Consider the following 22,732-nt stretch of genomic DNA (forward strand, 5'->3'; position numbering starts at 1 on the left):
CTAGTTTGGACTGGAGACGATATACATGAAGATGCACCAAGTCAGCAATTCCTGCTATGCAGTGATCAACGAGAAGAATCGTGTCTGCGATGCCAACTCGGGGTTGATCAATTGTGGCGGAGGAGTCGTGATTGACACTCAATCCGACTTGGCCCATGCCAGCCGGATGATCGAGATGTTCAGTCAGGTATGGCCTGCTATGCCAGATCGCGTGATCAATACCCATGAGGACGCTGACCATGTCAGGGGCAACCAGTTGTTCAGAGGTTCCGAGATCATCGCGCACCGATCGGTACCTGAGCGGATGAAGCAAGTCGCCGAACCGAAAGAGAGCCAGAAGCTACTGCATGGAGTGGGCCGATTCTTGACGCGATTGTTGCTCAAGAATCTACATCCTGGGCTTGAGGCCGCAGGCGAACAATTATTAGAGGACTATAACTTTGATGGAATTGAACTGGTATTACCGACTACCTTGTTTGATACACGCTATGAACTCAATCTCGACGGCAAGGAAGTCCATCTGATCTATGTCGGGCCTTGCCACCAAGTGGGTGATACGATCATTCACATGCCAGAGGAGCGAGTGGTCTTCGCTGGCGATGTCCTCTTTCGTCAATGCACGCCGATGGGCTGGACGGGTTCCTATGAAAAATGGTTCCAGTGCCTTGACCTGCTGATTGAACTTGACCCGGAAACAATTGTTCCCGGCCACGGTCCGTTGTGTGGAATCGAAGGCCCGATGGAAATGAAAGCTTACTTGCAGTACGTTCGCGACGAATCGAAGACTTGCTTTGACGCGGGGCTAACATCGCTGGAAGCAGCCAAGAAGATCGAGTTCGGTCCCTATGGTGAGTGGCGTGCGCCAGCGAGACTTTACATGAATGTCGAACGCGCCTATCGCGAGTTTAGAAATCAACCGCCCGATGCGCCTTGGGATTCCTCTGCCACATTTGACGCGATCTATCAGGTTGCCAAAGCCAAGGGAATTGAGCCAGAGTTTTAGGATCAATCCAACAGGTGTAAGCAGAGGGGACCAAGCTTGTCTCATTGGTTTACAAGAAATTCAAATCAATTAACAAAAGGAAATGAACAATGAAATTCCCCATGATTCATGCAGATTCAAATGGCGAGACGCATTTCGGTGTCGAAGACGTAGCGGAGCGTGAAGTTCCATTCGGCCCGCCGCCAAACCCGACAGGGCTGATGAGCGACTTTGGAGCTGTCGCAACGATGTTTGTCTTCGAAGTCCCTGCTGGTACTGATGTGCCTGCCCATAACGCTCCTCAACCCTATATCGCCATTATTTTGTCGGGTGAAGGTGAAGTTGTCACCAGTGTTGGCGAAGCGCGAAGATTTCATCCCGGCGAAGTGCTCTTTTGCAATGACCTGACCGGTAAAGGGCACGTGACCCGCGCAATTACAAAGCTGAAGGTCGCCTTTGTCAATCGTGCTACTGCCTAAGAAAGTGTATGCTCAAATGAACAAGATCGTGAAAAAACTAACCAATGCTAATGCGGGGCTCAAGTTCACTGAGAGTCCACGTTGGTACGGCAATAAAATGTGGTTCATCGATATCCACGATAAGAGTATCAAGACGGTAGATATATCGGGTGCTGTAGAAACTGCCGTCGATTTACCTTTCATTCCAAACGGTTTCGGGCTAACTCCCGAAAGCGCAATCGTGGTCGGCGACGCCTTCGAACGAAAGATTTACCGTGTCGAAAATGTTTCGCTGAAACTGCTGGCTGACATCAGCGATAGGACTGTGTTTTGTCTAAGCGACGGCATCGTGGACGCTCAAGGTCGATTGTATGTCGGGGATATCGGCTACAACTTTGTCGACCCAACGGCCAAACCGGTGGCAACGTGTGTCCTCGTGCTGGTTGGATCGGATGGAAAAGCATCTGTCGTCGCCAAAGACTTGTGCTTTCCCAATGGGATTGTGATTACTCCCGATGGGCAAACCTTAATTGTTGGTGAAACGATCGGCAATCGCCTGACCGCATTTGACATCAACGAGGACGGAGCGCTTAGCAATCGACGAGTGTGGGCGCAACTGCCTTCATCCATTGGCCCCGACGGTATTTGTCTCGATGCCGAAGGTGGCGTATGGTGCGCGAATCCCGAAGGCGACGATAGTGTTGTGCGCGTGCTAGAAGGCGGAGCAGTCACAGATCGCATCAAAGTCGACTCGCACGCTTACGCGGTCATGCTGGGTGGACCAGATCGCAAACATCTATTCATTTGCACATCCGCTTCTCACGATCCTGCAGAGATTCATCGTAATCCAAGCGCATGTTTCCAAGTGGTCGAAGTGGACATCGCAGGTGCGGGCACTCCTTAAACTGTGGTGCTCTGGATGGCCGTTCCCAGCAGCTTCTCTCGACCTCAGGCACCCGTCAGAAAGTATCAAGTTCACCTTCGACACCATCCAAAACTCGTTGACCGGGTCGCCCGCTATAGCAAGTGTTTCTCCAGGTACAAAACATCGTACACTCGTGTCGCGCGCAATCACAGCGAGATGTTCTGGATCTAAGCCGTTACCAAGCACGAGGTAGCAAAAGCCAATAAGATATTACACTTCCTTTTGTTAACAATTGCGGAATTTCGATAGACGAAAACTTTCACCAGCATTGAAAATAGGATGCTGGTAAAAGTCTAGTCAGCGACAGCACTGCCAGTTCGTTCTGGTAGATGGCTTTCGCGATCGAGTTCAATTTTGGATCAATCCGAGCTTTACATTCTTTACTCACAACAGGAACACTCATCGTGTCTATCCAGAAGTTCATATTAAGTATCTCCATCATGGCCTGCAGCCTGGGTTTGGTGCTCGCGGCGGAGGGCGATCGGCAAGCGGTTGAGGAGGCGGCGGTTCGCAAGGCAGTTGAAGCATATGTTGCTGCCTTCAACAAAGCGGACGCAAAGGCTTTAGCTGCTATGTGGGCTCCGGATGCGGTTTACATCAATCCGATTAGCGGCGAAGAAGTCGTTGGCCGCGATGCAATCGAAAAGCAATTCGCGGCGATCTTTGCCGAGGCAAAAGGAGCCAAGCTGGAGGCAACAACGACCTCCATCGGTTTCGTATCGCCAAACGTAGCGATTGAACAAGGGACAGCCCAAGTGATTCGTCCGGACCAAGAGCCCGAAGCATCACAATACTCAGCAGTTTACATGAAGCGTGACGGTAAGTGGTTGTTGGACCGTGTTACCGAAGAAGTGGTAACGGATGTCATTTCGCATTACGAGCACTTGAAGGATCTCGAATGGATGGTTGGCAGTTGGGTCGACCAGGACGAACAAGCAACGGTCACCACGGAATGTAGTTGGACCAAGAACAATAACTTTTTGACTCGATCCTTCACGGTTCAAGTTGGCGACCAAATCGATATGGCTGGAATGCAAATCATCGGCTGGGATCCATCCGAAAAGTCGATTCGTTCGTGGGTCTTTGATTCCGATGGTGGATTCGGCCAAGCCACTTGGAGCAAGAAGGGCAACACTTGGCACGTTCAGCAAACAGGCGTTCTGCCAGACGGACGCAAATCTTCTGCGGTCAACATCATCACTTACATTGATGACAACACCTGTACTCTTCAATCGGTCAATCGTACGGTGGACGGCGAACTGCTCCCCAACATAGCAGAAGTCCAAATTACTAAGAATTAAGATGTATCAACCTGCTAAGAGAATCAAATAAGGATTTATGCTATGAAGAAGTTAGTGCAATACGTGGTCGTCGTGATGATACTGAGCTCGCTATCCGCTGGCCAGTTATGGGCTCGTGGCGGAGGTCGTGGTGGCGGAGGCGGAGGTGGAGGAATGGCACGTGCCGGCGGAGGCGGATTCTCCGGCGGTGGTATGGCTAGCCGTCCAAGTCCTGCCATGAGTCGCTCGCCTTCGATGAGTCGACCATCAGCGCCATCGATGAGTCGCCCTAGCCCAGGCTTTGGCGGCGGCACGCCAAGCGCCGGAGCGCGTCCAGGAGGAGGCATCGGTTCTCCAGGAGCTGGTGCTCGACCAGGCGTTGGTACTGGTGCAGGTGCACGGCCCGGAATTGGCGCACCGGGAGCAGGTGCTCGTCCAGGTGCAGGATCTGGTACTGGTTCGCCAGGTGCCGGGGCGCGACCAGGAGTTGGTGCGGGTGCGGGCGGCCGGCCATCGGCTGGCGATCTGCAAGGCTTTTTGAATATTGGTCCGTCGACCGGCGCGATTGGTGCAGGGCGTCCGGGCGGATCGAACTTGGGTGCTGCTGGAGGTGGCGCGGCCGCAGCCTTCTTACAAGGCGGGGGCGCTGCGGGTCGTCCTGCCGCAGGTCAGCTTCCTGCTGCTGGGAACCGAATGGAGAATCGCCCTGGCAACCAGACTGCTCGTGCCGATAACCGCGCTGGTAATCAAGCCACTCGGTCCGATAACCGAGCGAACAACCAAGCTGGACGAGTCGAAAACCGACAGCAGTTGCAAGACAATCGTTTTCAACGACGCGATGAAGTTCGGAACCAAGTCCAGGACAACCATCCGCGACTTGATTTCTGGTCCGATTACCCTGGCTGGGCCGCGATGCGGATCACTCGGCCATACCGCTGGGCTACATGGGGCGCTGTTACCGGCTGGGTTGGCTACGGCGTGACAGAACCAGTTTCTTATAACTATGGAGATTCGGTCTACTACGAAGGAGACACGGTGTTTCAAGGTGATCAACCGGTTGCCTCAGCCGAAGAGTATACGCAGCAAGCTGAAACGATCGTTGCCAGCGCACCAGAGGTTGCCGCTTCGGATGCGGATTGGCTTCCATTAGGTGTATTTGCTTTGTCACAAGACGGTCAGGCATCCGGTCCCGCGCCATCGTTGTTTCTGCAGCTTGCGATCAGCAAGGAAGGCGTCATTCGTGGTACACTCAACAACACGGCCACCGGAAAGACGCAAGATATCGAAGGCATGGCTGACAAGGCATCTCAACGATGTGCTTGGACTGTGGCCGGTCAGAGCCGACCGATTATGGAGACCGGTATTTCTAACTTGACTCAGGATACGGCCCCCTCGCTAATCCATTTTGACGATGGCCAGACTCAACAATGGTTGATGGTTCGTTTGGAAGAACCAGCGGCTCAGCAGTAAAGAACTCATATTAGAACGCCAACGCTTCAACCGTCGGGGACTATCCCCGATCGGTTGGCAGATCGCCCCCCGTCCATCAAGGAAAATCGTTATGAAACTCATGAGAATTTTAGCCCTATGCAGTATCGCGATCGCCTGCTTCGTTTCGAAATCACCGGCACAACAGACGAACCGCTCGCCGGATCGTACTGTATTACCGGTTACTGAACCATTGAGGCAACCAACGAACGTACTCGATGTTCGCAACGCAACACCACCGCCGCGATTTGACGTTAAGGCACCGCCGGGAGCACCCAACGTGCTACTCGTCTTGGTCGACGATCTTGGATTTGCCGGTACATCAACGTTTGGTGGTCCCGTAACAACACCCACCTTCGACCGCATCGCACGTGCAGGCTTGAAGTTCAATAACTTCCATACGACGGCCGTTTGTTCCCCAACCCGCACGGCTCTAAAAAGTGGCCGCAATCACCATGTCAATAACATGGGAGCGATCATTGAGACCGGCACTGCGTTCCCTGGTAACACAGGGCAGATTCCGCAGGATGTGGCGCCGCTGGCAGAAATGCTTCGCCTAAACGGTTATAACACAGGAGCATTTGGAAAATGGCACGAGCTTGCTGCTTGGGAGGCCAGCGCCGCAGGGCCCTTTGACCGCTGGCCAACCCATCAGGGCTTTGAAAAGTTTTATGGTTTTCTGGGCGGTGAAACCAACCAATGGGCACCGTTCATTTACGATGGATCGCATCAAGTCGAATTGCCCGAGGATCCGAACTACCACTTTTTGACCGACATGACTGATCAAACGGTCGCATGGATCAAGTATCAAAAAGCGTTAACACCGGACAAACCTTTTTTTGCCTACTACGCGCCAGGTGCGACCCACGCCCCACACCATGTGCCAACCGATTGGATCGCGCGATGGAAAGGAAAGTTTGACGGCGGTTGGGATACGATGCGCGAACAAATCCTGGCTCGTCAGATCGAACTTGGTATGGTTCCCAAGGGGACCAAACTAGCGCCGAAACCCGAAGCCATCCCCGACTGGGATTCGTTGAATGCCGACGAGAAGCGTCTCTTTAGTCGTCAAGCCGAGGTGTTCGCCGCATTTGTCGAAATGACGGATTTCGAGATTGGTCGCGTCATCGATGCGATCGACCAAACCGGACAGCTTGACAATACCCTGGTCATCTTCATCTATGGAGACAACGGCACCAGTGCCGAAGGAGGACGCAATGGGATGTTCAGCGAGATGACCTACTTCAATGGCGTGCAAGAACAGGTCCCCGATATGCTCAAGTACATCGAAAAGTGGGGTGGACCGGAAACGTATCCTCACATGGCCGCTGGTTGGGCTGTCATGTTCGACACCCCCTTCACGTGGACCAAGCAAGTTGCGTCAGATCACGGTGGAACCAAGGTCGGAACGGCCATCCATTGGCCTAAAGGAATCAAGGCCAAGGGAGAACTGAGAAATCAGTTTCATCACGTTATCGATATCGCACCGACGATTTTAGAGGCTGCTGGTCTTCCTGAACCCAAAGTCGTCAACGGTGTGACGCAGCGTCCGATGGATGGTATCAGTATGGTCTATTTGTTTAATGACGCCAAAGCGAAAGAACGGCACACCACACAGTATTTCGAAATGTTCGGCAATCGTGCCATGTATCAGGATGGCTGGTTCGCTCGTACCATTCATCGAGCACCTTGGGAGCCCAAAGCGCGTCGCGCTCTTGACGATGATTCCGCCTGGGAACTCTTCGATACCACAAAGGATTTCAGCTTGGTTAACAACCTTGCCGCTGAGCATCCCGAAAAACTTAAGGAACTTCAGAAGCTGTTTCTCGAAGAAGCTGAGAAGAACTTTGTCCTTCCCATTGACGATCGCTCTGTCGAGCGAGTGAACGCAGCGCTCGTTGGTCGCCCCGATTTGATGGCTGGACGCACGTCATTAACGCTTGCGGAGGGGATGACGGGGATGACAGAGAACGTTTTCTTGAATGTTAAGAATAGATCCAAGACAATTACGGCTGAAGTTGAAGTTCCAGAAGGAACCGTCGCTCATGGTAGCCTGATCGTTCAAGGGGGCCGCTTTGGCGGTTGGTCGCTTCACGTCAAGGAAGGCACGCCCACCTACCATTACAACTTCCTCGGCTTGCAACAGACTGCAATCACTGCTTCAGAGAAACTTCCGCCGGGCAAATCGACGATCCGTTTTGAGTTTGCTTATGACGGTGGTGGTTTGGCAAAAGGCGGCAAGGGTACATTGTTTATCAATGACCAAAAGGTCGGTGAAGGGACGATCCCTCGAACGCAACCGATGATCTTCTCTGCTGATGAAACCGCCGATGTCGGCATTGATTTAGCAACCCCTGTCGTCGAAGCCATCGGTTCGGAGCGAAAGTCGAAATTCACGGGTCGGATTCCGAACTTAACGGTTGAGGTAAAGTGATTGTCGCACAAACACGACCGATGAGACGACTTATGAAATACGTCATTCGTCTGGCTTTGTTGATCGCTATTGCAATCAGCATGGTCTCCGTCCAAGTTGCCGCGCAAGACGCGGTTGCGACTCAGGCTCCCACTCCGATTCCTCCGGGGATCGTGATGCCGGACAAAGTCGACACTAGGCTGGGGAAGTTGGAGTTTTTTGATGGCTTCCCAAATGACAAGACGGCCGAAATACTGTTTGACAACCTTGATTTTCAGCGCGCTGTGCAGGCTTATCTGTTAGCTATTCCAGCAGTGAACCAGGCCGCCATGCGCAAGGCTTTGTTGCGCTGGGGACCAGCCAATAAGACCATGCCGATTTGGGAAGATTTGGTGTATCCGCGCACCGTCGGGCTGACGTTTAATACCAGCACACCGTACTGCTGGATGTGGATCGATCTGCATGACGGACCTTTGGTAGCCGAAGTACCCCCTGGAGTGCTAGACGCGATGAACGACCATTGGTATCGCTGGGTCGTCGATGTCGGTGTGACCGGTCCCGATAAAGGACAAGGAGGGAAGTATCTGATTCTTCCCCCGAAGTACGATGGCGATGTACCGGATGGATATCATGTCGCACGAGCTCAGGCCTATGAAATGTTTTTGGCATGGCGGACGTTCGCTGATCCAACTGGCAGCTTGAAGCCGGCCGTCGAAATGACCAAAGAACGAACCAAGGTCTACCCACTTTCGCAAGCGGACAACCCGCCGCCGATGACGTTTGTGAACATCTCGCCGGAACCATTTGTAACGGTCGGACCGGGCGACTATCAGTTCTGGGAATTGCTCGACAGCGTTGTACAATCCGAACCGCCATACACCGGAGATTCAGTGATGCTTGGGTTCTTTGCGTCAATCGGAATTAGGCACGGCAAGCCTTTCGAACCTGACGAAAGAATGAAGAAGATCCTAACCGAAGCCGCGTTGGTGGGTGATGCCACAGCGCGGGCTCTCACGTATCGGATGCGTGACAAGGAAGCTTACTACTACGAGGGAAGCGCGTGGCGAACGGCATTTCTTGGTGGCTACAGTTTCGAGCAAGACGGTATCAAGCTGCTTGATTCGGCTTCACAGTATTACTTCTATGCGACGGGAGTCACTCCCGCAATGGAAGCCAAGATGGTCGGCTCAGGTTCGCAGTACGCGCTCGCCTTTGTGGATGCCCAAGGGCAACCGCTTGATGGCAGCAAGTCCTACAAGTTGCATATCCCGGCGAATGTGCCAGTTAACAATTTTTGGTCCGTGATCGCTTACGACAATCAAACGCGATCGTTTCTGCAAACCGATCAAACGTGGCCATCGGTCACCAGTAAAGACAAAGACTTTCATATCAATCAGGACGGTTCCGTGGATGTCTATTTCGCACCGCAACCGCCCCAGGAAGCCAAGAATTTCATCCGTACCCTGCCAGGCAAAGGATGGAACGCGATCTTCCGTCTATATGGTCCACTTGAGCCCTGGTTCGACAAGAGCTGGCGACTGGGCGAGCTTGAGCTGCAACCTTGAGAATTCCAAACGTGTAAAGCAGGTTTCGCTAGCCGAGTCTCACTCAGAATTGTCATGAATTTTGGTCGAACCGTTAAGGCGATCATTCGTGCTACATGCTGGTTAATCCAACTAACCAGTCCGTTTGGTAAATTATTCGCGAGCAGTGGGTGATAGTGTCGAAGCCTTCAGGAAGTATTCTGACTCAGGAGGGGATGGAATCATTCGCAAGGCCGCACGCGTAAGCAGCTCCTTTCCTTGAACTGACCTTAGTGCCAGCATGAACATCCTTCGGCGGTGCGGTAGCCGGGTGCTAAGCGTTCTGTGCTTGGCTGCTATCTTGAGTTCGACCGGTTGTCAGTTGCACATGCAATCAGCCGTCAAGCGAAGTCTGTTTCATCACCAGCCCGTTCCCGATCAAGTCCCTTGGCCCGTCGAGGGAACTCTAAACGAGCGAGCGGAATGTTTTTTGGAGCTTGCTCACTCTCTTAGTGAGTCCGATGACGCGAGAAGCGTGGACTACTTCTATCAAGCCGCGTCTCTGAGCTGGCGGTCGATGACACAAAAGGCGAAACTGGTCAGCCCACAGCATCCTTCTTGGAATACTTATCAAACGAGCCTGCGATACTTGATCGCCGACGCCGTTCGCTTCCATCGCATCAACGACTGCGGCCAGCTAGAGGTGATTGAACCACGCGGGCCTGTTTTTATACCCATCCGCAGTTCCAGCTTGGATTGGCCTATCGATCAGTTAAGCGGCTTCCACTTCCCCGTGATATCCAAACATCGAGAACTGAAACGTTATTTCGCTCAAGACGGTTTGGGGGTGCCCATCGTTGCACTGCGTAATAAACCTGTCACGCAGGATGACGATCCGCTCGAGAGATACTTCCCGGAGCACGTGCCTGTAGCCGCCACCTTGCTCTTGCACTCAGATGTAACCACAAGTTCAGACATTCCCTTGGAAGAGTTAGTGGAAGACTGCGAAAGATTTACGATCGAGCTGGTTAATCCGTTGAAAGTCGGCTCGATTTCCATGCAAGCCAGCCAGATACCGATCGCTAGGGATCTGAGTGCTCCACTGGAATACCAACTGCGGAATCGCCCCACCAACCCACTGACCGGCTTTATGCTGCCCGGTTCTGGCAACCAGAATGACGGCCTGCGATGGGGGGAACCCTATCAGCCAGGGAAGATTCCAGTCATCTTCGTGCATGGACTGATGTCGGAACCAACGACTTGGTTGGATATGTTGAACTATTTGAGGACACTGCCTTGGTTTAACGAACACTATCAAGTTTGGGGGTTTGGATACGCAACTGGTAGCCCATTCGTCACATCGGCGATGAGGTTACGCAATCAGTGCCGCGAAGCAATTGCATACTTGGATCCGCATGGAAACGACCCAGCATTGCGTGAGATGGTGATGATCGGGCATAGCATGGGAGGATTGTTAGCCAAATTGCAAGTTGCGGATAGTCAGGATCGAGTTTGGAGTTCAATTTCGAATGTACCGCTATCGCACATACGAGCATCGGCCCAGGCCAAACAGGAACTGGAGCAAAGACTCTTCTTTGCGCCCCAACCCTATGTCAAACGCGTCATCTACATTGCGACACCGCACCAAGGTTCATCATTTGCCTCGCGGGGCATCGGCAGGGTGTTTTCTTCGTTGGTCCAACCCGATGAACAGTATCAAGCGCTGCATGATCGGTTAGTGCGTGATAACCCTAACGCATTTACGGGTACTTTCCGCAAACGCATCCCAACTAGTATCGACTTGTTAGAACCCAGCGATCGCACCTTGCAAGCGATCTATACATTGCCTGTGCCTTTTGAAGTGAGGCAGCACTCAATTGTTGGGACCGGTGAAGGGCCATTGACCCTGGGTTGGAACGATGGAGTTGTTCCCGTCGCCAGCGCTAGCCATTTCTGTGCAGAAAGCGAGCTGAAAGTGGACGCTTGCCATACTAAGATTCTTAAACACGACGGAACCATCGCCGAGGTTGTACGGTTGCTGCACCTACATCTTACGGAAGCAGAAATCCAAAACTGGCCATGATCCGACTAGCGTCTTGCTCGGCACCATCTCGGTTGGCTCGCGAGCCCCAAAGTCCTTCGATGCCGTAGAAAACATGCTCTGTTGGTTGGTGAATGAGATTGACCGCCAAGTATTGAATGCGCTTGACACTGCTGGCTGGCTGCAAGTCCGTGTTGTCGACATCCTCTTGACTGTACGTCACATTGGTGAACCAGCGTTTTGACCATGAGTGGTGCAAGCCGGTGTACCAAGCAACCGCTTCCAACGCGGTCCCGCGATCGGTTGCGACGGGAGCCAAATCAGGCAATTCGCGATAACTGCCAATGCCCGACCCCCACAAAATTCCACCGTACAAACGATTTTGTTTGTTGAGATCAACGAAGCCGGTGGCATTCAATCCCAGTCCTGTAAACTCTAGTATCTCACCGTCCGTAGGCTGATACCCGACACGACGAAGGACCGACGCAAGTTGCAATTGCAAGATCTCCTCTGTGAAACGAATTCGAGCGATCGCATCGGGTAAAACTCTGCGTGGCTGCCCGAAGTCTAACAACTGAGATTCAACGTTCACCGGCGAGTCTTCAATCGCCGTCGCGAAGCTCCAACGTTCGTCCCAAAGCGTTTGGCTCCAGCGAACTTGAGCTTTGCGGAGGCTGACGCTGGCAACATCGCCGGTCAAATCAAGCGTGTTAGGTAATGCCGCACGATGCGCAAGGGTCGACCAAGTTTGCCCAAGGATAAAGTTTCGATACTCGCCATAAGCGTGGCGGAGCCGCATTGTGTTTCCGTCACCAAAAAAGTCTCCTTCAATGAAGATTCGCATTGGCAAATCGCCCTCAATCGCTTGCCTCTGTATATCAAGACTCAGTCGCGTTTGCCTGGCATGAAAACGTGAGTTAGTTCTCTGCGCGTCGCCAATTGGAATGGTGATAGGGTCAAAGAAGTCGGTCGAATCGATCGCACGGAAATCGCGAATCAGGTCCGTCTTCACGTAGCCACCGACCTTTGCTCCCCAAGCTCCGTTTTGAAAGAGCAACCCCTCGCGGAAGTCGCTGGGGAAATCATTGAAGTTTAATTGACCATGCCGCGCTCGGTCCGATTCCGCAAAGTAATTTGGGTTAGACGGTATTCCAGTCACATCTGAAAAGCTAAAAGCACTCGCAGGAAAACCATCCGAGGGTATTTCCGAAATGGGCATAGAGCGTTGATCGGAATCAACCATCCATGGCTCCACATGCGTCTGGACAATCGTGCCGGAAGCACTTGGGAGTGGTGGGTTTTGGAACTGAACTGCTGCTGCAGGTATCGACAAGCGGGGGTCAACTTCGGCCGCAGGAATGGAACCAGACACAAGATAGAACGCGAGCCAAGTACACCCACTTTGTATCCACCGAGTTACATGCAAGCTTTGCATTAGAATCGTAACCCAGTACCAACGTTACACACAAAATTTGCAGAATCCTCATTCAAGCCCCAGAACACGCGAGTTCCAATCTCCATGTTGGGCGTCAATAAATAGTGGGTTCCGGGACCAATGTAGTGCTGGCGATAATCCTCTTCGCGACCTCTACTCAACAAACTAAAGTATTCGATGTGGACGTTCGCTCGATCGCTAAGCAATGGGGCTTTCAACACTACGGACGGTGCCCACTCTGTGAAGTGATCTTCCTCTTCGGCTAGCATGAACCACCGCAAGCCGGTATCAAGCTCCCACCGGTTCTCCAACTTCCAGCCGCCCGCATATTCCAAAGAAAAATCGGTGTCATTCGACTCTCCGCTGGTCGGTGTATAACCCGTTGCGATCAACGCGCTTGCGGGAACCCAACCGTTTCCCGAAGATAACGCAAACTTCGCACCATAGTTGATGAGTCCTTCTTCGACCCGAACGTCTCGATCTCGGGCCAGATGGAGGAACTTATTCATTTCGTAAGTCCAACCCAAACGCAGCTCAAGCCATTCGGAAAAACCGTGCCGCACAAGTAAGTCAGGGAAGAGATGCCCTTCGTGTCCAGCGTCTTGATCAAGAAATGAGTACGAGCCCTCGACCACCCATCTTCCAAGTTCGACGATACGCGGTGATCGAGTGAACGAGTCTCGATCGGTCTCGATATTTTCCGCCTCCGTCTCCGACGCACTTTCTTGAGCATTGGTTTGGGAACCGATCAGCACGACGCCTATTATGACGCTCAAAGCGGTACAGCCAAAAGACCATTTGGACATAATCCTCAAACCTCAATATGTAACCGACGGAACTCAGGGCCGGTATTCCTTGACGCAACAGTATGCTGCCCTTTGCTGAATCTCATCTCATGCTTTTTCGTTAGGTAGATCGAGTCTAACATAATGGGATTCAAGCCATGATGGATCAGCATTGGATCTTAAGCTCGTTTCTCCAAGCTTAAGTGCTTCAGCCGACTGATGTTCGCACCAGGATGCGGCACACCAGTTTCTATGGGCCGTGGACTTCGCAAAAAAAGGCTTAATGCGCCGACGAGGCCCAATGGTTGGTACGTCGCTGTTCTGAGTTAGAATGTCGGTCGGTTCTGCCCACATTTCGCAAACTGAAAAAGGAACGAATTGATCAAGTCGGCGTTGCGAAATGGCATCATCGAACTATCTCGGTTGCTCCAAAATAAGTTGGTATCAAGCCTGCGCCAGATACTGGTACTGCGTTTTTTCGACAGTTACGACAAAACGCATCAGATTTTTACAAGTGGTCCTCCGACTTTACAAAATACAACGCAAAAATCGCTCAGTTCTTGATTGCTTTTAGCTGCCAATCATCGCGATTCGAATTGCAAGCAAAATGCCAGTTAGCGTTACTGGCCAACCGAGCGACACTCGACTCTTGCCGCTGGGCTGGCTATTTCGGAGTCAGCACCGAGAAGTCAGCAAATGTTATGTAGATGGTAAAGACAGCCGCTATCAGCAATAGCCCTACCGCTTTGGCGTACTTCCAAGGCGTCATGTCGACAGCGCCAACATCCTTTTGTTCAAACTCCGTTTCCCGTGGGCGCAATTCCCCAACCACGAGCATCAGGATCATCAGCCACGCGAACACAAGGCCAAGGAAATGGAACTCGTGCAGTGACGCTACGATCTTGTCAAAAGGCGGTACGAAATAACCAACTGCAATCACTGAAAAACCAGTAATCAGGCCAAGCTTCGCCGCCAATGGCGGAACCCGCTTGGTCAACATTCCAATCAGGACCACTGCAAAAATGGGTATGAAGTAAATGCCATTCATCTTCTGCAAATAATCAAAGATCCCACGATCTTTGATGGCAGGATGGTCCAGCAGCGGTGCAATTACCATGGCACTGATAGCCACAATCCAACCAAATACTTTTCCGCTACGCACCACCTGCAATTCGGTCGCGTCCTTTTTAAACAAACCTTTGTAAAGCCCAACGCTGAACAACGTGCAGGAACTATTCAACGCGGAATTGAAACTTGACAATATCGCACCAATCATAGCTGCTGCGAAAAATCCGGTTAACGGAGCCGGCAGCACTCGATTGACCAGCATGCCATACGCCTTGTCCTTATCTAACCCCTGATCGGCAAACATCGAAAAAGCAATCATGCCGGGTATGACTAAGTAAAGCGGCCCGAGCAGCTTCAATGCTCCTGTCAACAATACGCCTTTCTGCCCCTCGGCCAAACTGCTAGCACCAAAAGTGCGTTGGATGATCTGCTGGTTGGTCGTCCAATAGAAAAGATTTAGTAAGAAGATACCTGAAAAGATGGTCCCAAAAGGCACCGATGTCTTCGCTCCGCCCACCGAGTTAAAGCGATCTTTCTGTTGTTCCCAAAGCGTCTTGCCGCCTTCGGCAATCCCGCCGTCACCACCTAACTGTGCGAGTGCAAAAAACAGAATCATGAAACCACCGATAAATAGCCCAACTCCGTTAAGCGTATCGGACACCGCGACGGTTCGCAGACCACCAAACAACGCATAGATCGAACCGATGATTCCAACTAACCACACAATCATCCACAACGCTGTCGAATACGAAACGCCGCCAAGCATCGTTGGCACATCGAGTATCCCAATCATGCCTGTCGCACCCGTATACAGAATGATTGGCAGCAAGATTCCAACGTACGCCACTAAGAAGATGATGTTGGTGATCAGTTGTGTTTGCTGGTCAAATCGAATCTGCAAATACTCTGGGACTGTGGATACGCCGCTGCGGAGAAACTTTGGCAAAAAGAACCAAGCCATAAAGACCAATGCCACGACGCATACGACTTCCCAAACCATCACACACAGCCCATCGGTGAAGGCTGCACCATTGAGCCCTACCATTTGTTCGGTGGATAAGTTCGTCAAGAGCAGCGAACCAGCGATGAGCGGGAACGTGAGCGATCGGCCCGCCAAAAAGTATCCGCTACTGCTGCCATGGTCATCGTTCCGCGTGATTCGCCACGTCAAAAACGCAACTAGACCAGTGAAAAAAAGAAACGAAACAATTGTAATCGCAATACTCATCATGAACCGCCCTACTGCAGGTTGCCTGCATGCCTACCATGTTGTCGCCCATGCCGCTCGCCTGCTTCTTGCCTGCCAGTCCTAGTTGCCTGCCCTAAAATTTGCTCTTCCACAGCTTGCAGCAATTGCCATCGTACATGGTTCTGATGCGAACACAATGAGATTGCTCGTCCTGCCCCTGAGACCTATTGCCAAAACGTACGATCCGACTTTTATCCCATGATGAGAATCCTAATTATTCCGTTTGGCGGGCCTCGAAAAGGCCATTTGACTCAAGATTTTTTCGCATAGACTGTCCCTGGTTTCTATTTTTTAGAATCGCTCTTTCCCACGCTTACTTGCCAATTGTCGTTTCAACTTTGGCATCTAGTCTAAAGGAATCCTTCGATGTTTTGTCCCTCATTCGGTCTCGAATTATGAACCAGTTTGCCACACGCATCATGCAAGTTTTCGTACTCAGTCTTACTATGTTGGTGATAGGTTCGCCAACCAACGCTTGCGGACAAAACTCTGTCCGCGTATCGGCTCATCGCGAGTTCGTTTTGCCAATCAAGTATGACAAACTTTTAACACGCATGGAAGGCGAATCCACATCGCGTGAGATGTTCCGGTCACAGCACGTCGAGCTGCTGTCGTATACTCCTCGCAAAGAAGATTCTCCAGCCGAATCGCTCGACGCTGCACCTGTTAGCACCACCGATGATGCATCGCAAAGCGAAGAGTTTGGCGAGTCGAGTATCTCGACCAGCGATGTTGACGCAGTCCGCGCCGTCATTGACAGCACCGGCTGCTCACTAGAATTCGGACGCATGTTCTATCGCACTACTATTGAGGCCAATGACCAAAAGACAACGATCAATGTCGAACTAGTCCTGCCCGCCGATATGCTGCTGAAGGATCACTACCGATACGTAATTGTGCCACGAGACGACGATCAGTCTTCAATAGCAATCACGCATACGCTCGATGTGCGATTGATGAAGCGTCGTATCAAGGCGATCAACGAACTGATTCTCTACTTCACTTGCAAAGAAGCATCCGCTCAAGTTCAACAGTTGACGGCGGCCATGGAACGTTGCATCATCGCTATTGCGATGCGTCCTGAAGTATCGGCTTCGCTCGCAGTCGCTCCTGCATCGGAAGACGACAACAGCGATGACCGCAGTGCTGCTTTATCAGCGACCGCAGAACACGATTCACGCCAGACGCAAAATAGTACGGTACAAACCGATGTTAATAAGGCCGCTGAGCAAGCGGCGGAGTCCGAAACTTCTGCGGCCACGCCGATGTCTTCCAAGCCTCTTGTTCTGACAGTCCGTATGAAAGTGGCAACCCCTAACCGAGGCACCGTGCGTGTCGCGGTTTTCGCGTCGGAAGGGCAGTTTCGCAAGTTTGACGCTCGCAAAGAGGAAGCAAAACAAGGTGAGGCCTTTCGTAAACAAGAGATCCAAGTCGGTCCGAGCGGGATAGTCGAGTATTCTTTTACGGATCTACCACAGGGGGATTACGTGATTGCCGCGTTCCACGACATCGACGGAAACAAGAAACTGACGTCCAGTTTTTTAGGCTTACCCAGCGAGCCATATGGCTTCTCGCGTGATGCTCGTGGCCAGTTGGGCGCGCCGAGCTACCAAGATGCGGAATTTAAATTCGATGCTGAGCACCCGATGGTCGAGTTCTCGCTGAAATAACGCTTCCAAAAAGCTTATGGAGCTGCAGAGATGCAATGATTACACGAACAACCATCGTCCAATCACACCATCATCTAAATCAACGTAGTATAGGTTCCCATCGATGCCTTGCACTATCTGAACCACGATACGTGCGCCAGTGGCAAACGTACTAACGCTGGCAACGGTTCCATCGGAGTTCAGCCGCACGTTGCTGACGATGCCCTGCCCCAGATCGTTAAAGAACAGACTGCCTTGATACTGGTCTGGATAAGCATCGCCGCGATAGACGGGACCCATCACGATCGCGTTGATGCCGGTCGCCGCATGGCTTAACCCCAGCAGAGGCGCTACCACGGTTTGGCCACTGCCGTAGAAAGCTTGGGCTTCAGCTAAGTCCTGATAACCTCCAGTTCGCAAGGATGTGCCATTGCCGCCTTCAAAGTAAGGCCAACCAAAATTCGCTCCAGGTCCAGCCGCGTTGATCTCTTCCCAGCGCGTCCAGCCAACATCGCCAACATATATCTGTCCTGTTACCGAATCGAACGATAATCGGAACGGATTTCGCAGCCCAAGCTGATAGACCTTCGAACGATTGGCATCAGCGTCACCATTGAAAAAGGGGTTATCTGCCAATCCTTTGCCCGTCAGCGGATCAATACGCAGAATCTTTCCAGACAAGTTATCGATATCTTGTACTCGCACCGTACGCGGATCAACGCGATTGTACGAAGTGCCGTCACCGATGGAGACATATAACGCGCCGTCAGGCCCGAACTCGACGGCGCCTACGGTATGCGACTCACTATCGGTTGCGATAAAGTCTTGAATGTTCGTGCCATCAGGCAAGATACCTGCAGGTGGCTCATTGAAATCGCTAGTGCTGTTCACAAACGCATTAAAGTTGCTCCAAACACTGTTGCGACCTAGTAACACAACTTCACTGCCAGCGACCGCAGTCGTGTAATTGGTCGCCGCATCTGCAGTAACTCGGATCAAGCGGCCAGCTCGGTTCCCATTGCGATCGGGGCCAGCCAACGGGTGCGACGCGTTCTGGTACACTTCCGGCGGATCGTATGTAAACAACAAATAGACATACGGGTTGTTCACGAAATCTGGATGTATCGCGATATCCAGCAAGCCTCGATCACGAGTGCCGTTGACTTGATCTCGAATATCAATGAACGGCGTCGTCAATCGTTGTCCATCCCGGACAACAAAGACGCGACCGGACTGCTCTGCAACATACATGTTGCGGCCATCCGGCGAAAAATCGATCGAGGTCGGTTGGATGTATCCGGATGAAACAACTTGATTTACCAATTGAGTGCCTGGGTTTGGAGGCACCACCGTGGGAGGGGTGAACGAAAAGTTCCAATCAAGAATCCGATGATTGTTTGATGCGCCTCCCGTAGCCGCCGTGAATCCGAGGTAGCCTTGGTTACCAACGATGGATTCCAAATTAACACTGGTTACCAGCAATGCGGTATCTGGCTTTGTCGCACCATTAGAAACATAGACCGCCAGAGACTGGGCATCTCCGTTATAGTCGATCCATGCGCGGAGATTCGCGCCGCTGTTGAAATCGATGCTTGAGTTCCTGGTGATCAGCGCGGTCGTTGAACCATTGATCGTTACCGAAACATGGTTCCCCGAAACTTCGCCAGGATTTTGGAACGTATCAAACTCGATGACAACACTGCGATCGATGCCTTGATAGCCTAACGAGCCACCATTGCTTGAACTGATAGCGGCTGCGCCCGCTGCAGAATTCTGGATAATGAAGCTGAACCCATCAGCACCTGCGGTTCCTTGTCCACCATCCAATCGAAACCCAAAGCTAGTCTGAAACGATGTCGTCGCATTGATTGGCATCGGCGTCGCGAAATATGCACTGCCTCTCAAGTTATTCGCCGCTCGCGTTAGCCGCAGCGTGCCGTTGTCGAGTCCAGCGTCGCCATTGAAAATCAGAGCTTGCGTTGCAGTAAAACTGGAGAAGTTCGGAATGGTCGCATCGTCGTCGTTAATGAGGATGGTCGCTGTTCGCGGAGCTGCAAGAGTCCCATTGCCGCGCATATTGTCCACGGTAAAGCTGAAGGTTTAGTTGCCTTCATACAACGAGTCATTCAAGATCGGAACGGCAACTACGGCCAGAACTTGCCCGGGCAAAAATACGAGAGTCCCGCTAGTGCTGAGATAGTCCTGTCCTGGAGTTGCTGTTCCAGGGACCGTCGCATAGTCCACTACCAATGTCCCGTTCGAACCGTTCTGCCTCCGTACGTCGATATTGATGAAGCCAGCGTTTTCATTCACCGCATATCGATTGTTCGCCAGCGAGATCGCTCCCGGACTGGAGCCTCCCGTTGTGTACTGAAAAAAGCCGTCAGAATTCAAGAACTCACTTTGTGGAAACCCAGGGAAAACTCCATTGCCAGTCCAACTGCCATTGGAAAAAACACTGGGAGACTCTGTTTGATACTCGATTCCATCCACCAGAATCCGGTCGACGCGCAAGTTGGCATCAAAGACGCCTGGAATATAGCGATCGCCTGAAAATTCCACTTGGATTTGGTCAGCGTTTACTGAACCATTTGCGCGATAACCAAATACCTTAAAATTCCCGTTGTTCGCACCTTGATCAACCAACCATGATCTTACAACTTGGCCATTGATCCGCAGGTTCATGCGTTCGCCGCCTTCCGAGCCGCTTGCGATCACGAGAATCTGACTGCCTTGATTTGAAGTCCCCGAACTAAACGCAAAGTAGCCGTTGACGTGCAATGCTTGAGCACCGAAGAACCCAGGCTGTACACTACCAGTCTCACTTCTCCATGTTCCAGTGCTAAGCACCGTTGGCGAACTGGTGCGATACTCCGTCCCGTCGATGGTTATTCCTTGAACGAAAAGGTTTCGATCTATATTGTTCGTTGGGTTAAATAGATCGTTGGTAAACTCGACCCGAATCCGGTCAGCGGAAACCGTCTCACTTGCCACATAGCTAAATGCTTGGAACTGTTGTTGGCCGGGATTGCCACTCACATTATTCCACGTCGCCACGATTTGATTGTCAATCAGCAATCGCATTTGTTCCTGGCCAGTTTGACCTGCAGCGCGGACCACGATTTGCGAGCCGCCGCCATCGGCTGCGAACTGGAAGTATCCGTTGGTATGCAGGTACTCCGATTGTCGGAATCCGGGAACCACGCCATCATCGGCCCGCCAAGTCCCTGTCGAAAAGACGCTTGGCGCTTCGGTCTCATAACGAATCCCATCCAAGATCATTGCATCAAGCCGAAGATTGGAATCGATTCCATTGGCTGGATCATATCGATCGTTGATAAAAGCGACGCGAATACGATCCACTGACAGATTCTCTGGCGTCTCATAGACAAATCGTTGAAACGTGTTTTGATTTGCACCGGCATTGAGTGCCCATGTTTGGACAGCAACTCCGTCGATCTGTAGCTGCATCAACTCGCCGCCTTGATCGCCGGCCGCAAGCAGTTCGACCGACGAGAGCATGATCCGAGGTTCAAGGCTTTCGCATTGCAAAAATAACTCGGAAGCGACCTGTGGTTTTGGGAGCGGTTTGAAGAACTTCATCTTGGGTAGTAATAGGCCTTCGAGAGGCATCATGCAGGGTGCTGAACAAGCGCTTCCGCAGAAACGCTTTACCTACACAATATTTAGTTAGCCGACCGATTCAACCCGTTAATCGCGAGAAACCAGCCAGGACCAGCCCACTCAAGCCACAATTCCCCGTAGCAAAGCAAGCGGATAATTGAGCCGACATCATCTCATTTCCACCGTAATCCGAAAACCGACTATGTCTAACGGCGGAGCATGTACCTCAAACTTCGAACCTACGCGGCGATACTCAAAATTCTGCCCTGTAATCGGATCGATTGCTACTGGCATTGGCGTGTCGTCTAACGAAGCGGGCAATTCGCCACCATGAGCAGCGGCGTACATGCGCACGGCTTCGATCGTTTGCAATAGAGCGACCTTACGTTGGACGTTAGCCTGCGTCGCATAAATTCTTGAAGTAGCAAGAAACTTACGAACTACATCGGTTAGTTGGCCTAGTGTCTCATCTTTGGATTCTCGCGCAATCGACTGGCGGAAAGCTTCATTCTTTTGCAACTGCCAATAGGGGATCGAAGACCATTTAGTAACATCATCCGCTCGCTGCCGATAGTAAGTTGTCAGGGCTAACATGGCCATATGAATGGGTGAAAAACTCACGAGTTGCTTCTCATCCCACCCATGTACGTTTTTGAGGTACTCGCGCGCTTTGGATTGCGAACTTTCTATGATTGCCATCAGTTCTTTCTTGGCTGAAGAGACCTCAAGCGAATCCCAACCGTCTAGTTGGATTTCCACAAATGAGCTTGCAAGCTGATCGACCACCGAATCCCAGAACGCGTCATCGCGTGGACGTGAATCTATCTCTTTCAAGAGCTTGATTTCCTCGAACAAAAAACTGCGTTCCAAACCAAGTGAGTTTTCGAACGTCACCAACGGTTTAGGGAGTAATGCAAGTGCCCAATAAAGATTAGGACAATTCTTGTGTTCCAATAGTCGGACGCAATCATCTGTAGCCATCTGCGCAATGGCTAGCCCTGTCAAATTTGTAACCAGGAAATTGTCTTGACCGCAGTGACTCGCCATCGCGAATTGTTGTTTCAGAATACTTATTGCATCGTCAATGCGATTTTCAGCTATCGCTAATCGACATCGAATAACCTGATTGCGTGAGGCCTCCCGAAACTGACTCACCTCCGATAGCGTAAGCAGCGCCGGAGAATCGACGTCTTCTAGGTGACGATCAAAGCTCATTGATTTGCATTTTTGAGCTTCCTCAAGATCACGACGTTGGAAGGCGGTAAGTGCCAGGTACTTTTTCACTTCGTCGATAGGCAATTCGCTTGGAAGCATTTGTTGCCAAGAATACGGAGGAACCGCGTCAAGCGGCAGTCGTCGCTCCTGGGCTACTTTATTGGCGTTTCTCCAAACTTCATTCATTGCCTCTCGTCGCGGTCCTTCATCAAGAAATCCGAACGCTCGCAAATAATAGATCGCAGCGTTTCGATCCTTAAGCTCCATCGGATCGTCAATGAAGCGATACTTCAATGCGGGGTTCGGCTCTGGTTGAGGAAGCACCTGTATCACCTGTGCTAAAGTCCGCTTCCCTTCGCCAATTACTTCAATGTCCCAATCGCCATCTTTCTTGATCTTTGAATTAGATGTGCCATTTGCTGTAGCGTATGCCCCAGTAGTAGCGTGCTCGTCAGCAAAAGTTGTGAACCCGGTTAGCGAGAAAATGAGTCCGATAGCGACCCTATTTGTTAAAGTGGTTATCATAACTGCACCTCGTTGCGAAGTCTAAAGTGGCTGTTTCTACTTTCTTGCTGAATCAAATGTAGACGGTTTTCG

The 22,732-nt window shown here is 51.6% G+C and carries 15 protein-coding genes; 9 read left to right on the plus strand and 6 right to left on the minus strand.

The features are described from left to right. Nucleotides 1–25 precede the first annotated feature (25 nt). The 8 genes from SH302x_RS08895 (at nt 26) to SH302x_RS08930 (ending at nt 11,152) form a co-directional block, all read left to right on the plus strand. Nucleotides 26–1,003: an MBL fold metallo-hydrolase gene (locus tag SH302x_RS08895; RefSeq protein ID WP_479368382.1), complete on the plus strand. Its 978-nt coding sequence runs from the start codon at nt 26–28 to the stop codon at nt 1,001–1,003. A gap of 89 nt (nt 1,004–1,092) precedes the next feature. Next, nucleotides 1,093–1,461 (plus strand): cupin domain-containing protein, encoded by a 369-nt coding sequence (locus SH302x_RS08900; protein ID WP_479368383.1) that lies wholly within the window; start codon nt 1,093–1,095, stop codon nt 1,459–1,461. Next, nucleotides 1,448–2,344, plus strand: a complete 897-nt coding sequence (locus SH302x_RS08905) for an SMP-30/gluconolactonase/LRE family protein (RefSeq protein WP_479369251.1) — start codon at nt 1,448–1,450, stop codon at nt 2,342–2,344. The genes SH302x_RS08900 and SH302x_RS08905 overlap by 14 nt, the downstream gene beginning before the upstream one ends. 425 nt (nt 2,345–2,769) lie before the next feature. Then, the gene (locus SH302x_RS08910; protein WP_479368384.1) at nt 2,770–3,666 is read left to right on the plus strand and encodes a YybH family protein; all 897 of its coding nucleotides are present in this window, start codon (nt 2,770–2,772) and stop codon (nt 3,664–3,666) included. A gap of 42 nt (nt 3,667–3,708) precedes the next feature. After that, nucleotides 3,709–5,115: a hypothetical protein gene (locus SH302x_RS08915; protein ID WP_479368385.1), complete on the plus strand. Its 1,407-nt coding sequence runs from the start codon at nt 3,709–3,711 to the stop codon at nt 5,113–5,115. Nucleotides 5,116–5,206: 91 nt separating this feature from the next. Next, a complete protein-coding gene (locus SH302x_RS08920; RefSeq protein WP_479368386.1) occupies nt 5,207–7,567 on the plus strand; it encodes an arylsulfatase in 2,361 nt (786 codons plus the stop codon). Between the two features lie 32 nt (nt 7,568–7,599). Beyond that, nucleotides 7,600–9,111 (plus strand): DUF1254 domain-containing protein, encoded by a 1,512-nt coding sequence (locus SH302x_RS08925; RefSeq protein ID WP_479368387.1) that lies wholly within the window; start codon nt 7,600–7,602, stop codon nt 9,109–9,111. 259 nt (nt 9,112–9,370) lie between these two features. Further along, a complete protein-coding gene (locus SH302x_RS08930) occupies nt 9,371–11,152 on the plus strand; it encodes an esterase/lipase family protein (protein WP_479368388.1) in 1,782 nt (593 codons plus the stop codon). Here the strand turns inward: SH302x_RS08930 and SH302x_RS08935 are convergent. The 3 genes from SH302x_RS08935 to SH302x_RS08945 form a co-directional block, all read right to left on the minus strand. Further along, entirely contained in the window at nt 11,121–12,482 is a 1,362-nt protein-coding gene (locus SH302x_RS08935; protein ID WP_479368389.1) for a DcaP family trimeric outer membrane transporter, read from the minus strand. The genes SH302x_RS08930 and SH302x_RS08935 overlap by 32 nt on opposite strands. A 62-nt stretch (nt 12,483–12,544) precedes the next feature. Further along, the gene (locus SH302x_RS08940; RefSeq protein ID WP_479368390.1) at nt 12,545–13,351 is read right to left on the minus strand and encodes a transporter; all 807 of its coding nucleotides are present in this window, start codon (nt 13,349–13,351) and stop codon (nt 12,545–12,547) included. Between the two features lie 643 nt (nt 13,352–13,994). After that, nucleotides 13,995–15,629: a solute:sodium symporter family transporter gene (locus SH302x_RS08945; protein ID WP_479368391.1), complete on the minus strand. Its 1,635-nt coding sequence runs from the start codon at nt 15,627–15,629 to the stop codon at nt 13,995–13,997. Nucleotides 15,630–16,042: 413 nt separating this feature from the next. Here SH302x_RS08945 and SH302x_RS08950 point away from each other — a divergent pair, with 413 nt between their 5' ends. Continuing rightward, nucleotides 16,043–17,317 carry a DUF2141 domain-containing protein gene (locus tag SH302x_RS08950; protein ID WP_479368392.1) on the plus strand — a complete coding sequence of 425 codons (1,275 nt, stop codon included), beginning with the start codon at nt 16,043–16,045 and terminating at the stop codon, nt 17,315–17,317. Nucleotides 17,318–17,356: 39 nt separating this feature from the next. On the opposite strand, the gene SH302x_RS08955 is transcribed toward SH302x_RS08950, so the two are convergent. The 3 genes from SH302x_RS08955 to SH302x_RS08965 form a co-directional block, all read right to left on the minus strand. Beyond that, entirely contained in the window at nt 17,357–19,372 is a 2,016-nt protein-coding gene (locus SH302x_RS08955; protein ID WP_479369252.1) for a PQQ-dependent sugar dehydrogenase, read from the minus strand. Nucleotides 19,373–19,396: 24 nt separating this feature from the next. After that, nucleotides 19,397–20,899, minus strand: coding sequence for a carbohydrate-binding domain-containing protein (locus SH302x_RS08960; RefSeq protein WP_479368393.1), 1,503 nt, complete (start codon nt 20,897–20,899; stop codon nt 19,397–19,399). A gap of 189 nt (nt 20,900–21,088) precedes the next feature. Then, complete coding sequence (locus SH302x_RS08965) at nt 21,089–22,660, minus strand: hypothetical protein (protein ID WP_479368394.1); 1,572 nt, start codon at nt 22,658–22,660, stop codon at nt 21,089–21,091. Between the last annotated feature and the right edge of the window lie 72 nt (nt 22,661–22,732).

This window comes from Njordella calcicola, from assembly GCF_056494125.1.

Excerpts from the sequence above, each read along its gene's own strand:
- SH302x_RS08895 (WP_479368382.1), top strand. The coding sequence starts at position 26 with ATGAAGATGCACCAAGTCAGCAATTCCTGCTATGCAGTGATCAACGAG.
- SH302x_RS08900 (WP_479368383.1), top strand. The coding sequence starts at position 1,093 with ATGAAATTCCCCATGATTCATGCAGATTCAAATGGCGAGACGCATTTC.
- SH302x_RS08965 (WP_479368394.1), bottom strand. The coding sequence starts at position 22,660 with ATGATAACCACTTTAACAAATAGGGTCGCTATCGGACTCATTTTCTCG.
- SH302x_RS08940 (WP_479368390.1), bottom strand. The coding sequence starts at position 13,351 with ATGTCCAAATGGTCTTTTGGCTGTACCGCTTTGAGCGTCATAATAGGC.
- SH302x_RS08925 (WP_479368387.1), top strand. The coding sequence starts at position 7,600 with ATGAAATACGTCATTCGTCTGGCTTTGTTGATCGCTATTGCAATCAGC.
- SH302x_RS08955 (WP_479369252.1), bottom strand. The coding sequence starts at position 19,372 with ATGCGCGGCAATGGGACTCTTGCAGCTCCGCGAACAGCGACCATCCTC.
- SH302x_RS08915 (WP_479368385.1), top strand. The coding sequence starts at position 3,709 with ATGAAGAAGTTAGTGCAATACGTGGTCGTCGTGATGATACTGAGCTCG.
- SH302x_RS08945 (WP_479368391.1), bottom strand. The coding sequence starts at position 15,629 with ATGATGAGTATTGCGATTACAATTGTTTCGTTTCTTTTTTTCACTGGT.
- SH302x_RS08920 (WP_479368386.1), top strand. The coding sequence starts at position 5,207 with ATGAAACTCATGAGAATTTTAGCCCTATGCAGTATCGCGATCGCCTGC.
- SH302x_RS08960 (WP_479368393.1), bottom strand. The coding sequence starts at position 20,899 with ATGAAGTTCTTCAAACCGCTCCCAAAACCACAGGTCGCTTCCGAGTTA.
- SH302x_RS08950 (WP_479368392.1), top strand. The coding sequence starts at position 16,043 with ATGAACCAGTTTGCCACACGCATCATGCAAGTTTTCGTACTCAGTCTT.
- SH302x_RS08930 (WP_479368388.1), top strand. The coding sequence starts at position 9,371 with ATGAACATCCTTCGGCGGTGCGGTAGCCGGGTGCTAAGCGTTCTGTGC.